1 protein-coding gene is annotated in these 817 nt (G+C 41.0%); it reads right to left on the bottom strand.

Annotated features, from left to right (window positions below; translation table 11 throughout):
* A partial coding sequence (locus R7Q46_RS26180; protein ID WP_318078085.1) for a GGDEF domain-containing protein occupies window positions 1–817 on the bottom strand: 817 nt, incomplete at both ends.

Here is an 817-nt window from a genome sequence, read left to right as displayed (position 1 = left end):
TCGCCAGTGGTGTGTCCGTATTGGTCATTAATGGTTTTAAAATCGTCCACGTCAGTCATAACGATGCTGATAGGCGTATTTTTTTCGCGTGCTTGATTCACAAGGTTAGGCACAATGACTTCCATTGCACGTCGATTGTATAACCCAGTTAATGCATCCAAATGAGAAAGATCGTTGATGGATTTCACCAATCTTGCGTTGATCAACCACAACATACTGAAGCTCAAAGCAACAATGAGGCAGATACTAAATAGAAATGTCAGCTGGTGGATGATACCTGCATTCATAAAACTGGTGACTTCTGGTGCCCAAATGCTCCAAACGGTTCTGCCCGCCATAAAAGCACTAAACCCAAAGAAGGCGTACGCCATCACTTGAACGGGCAGTTTTAGATCGTCTCTTTTTCCCTTGATCATCGCAACACCACTGCAGAAGGTGACTAAGCTCAAATAGATACTAAGAAAAATGATTCGGATACGAATAGATGGCGAATAAAATGTGAAGTAATAAAAAAGGCCACTGAATACCGGTACCAGAAACGTGAGTACATGAGCGCACTTGAGGGGGAATTTACGAAAAATGCTGACGCCATATAACGTGAGCAAAAAGCCGATGATAATGATGGTATTGGAAAGAATGATCGTCAGCCAATCTGGGGCTGAGTCACGAAATCCCAATAAAAAAGGGCCTAAGCCAATAAACAACAGAGAAATGGCGAACGTTTTTAATCCTTTAATTTTGCTCTGAGTATATTGATAGCAAAGTAGGCTAATAGCATAGATACAAGAAAACAAAATGATAATAAAGTTGAGGGTTC

It is taken from the genome of Vibrio sp. 811 (assembly GCF_033339195.1).
This window is presented reverse-complemented; position numbering and strand designations above follow the sequence as displayed.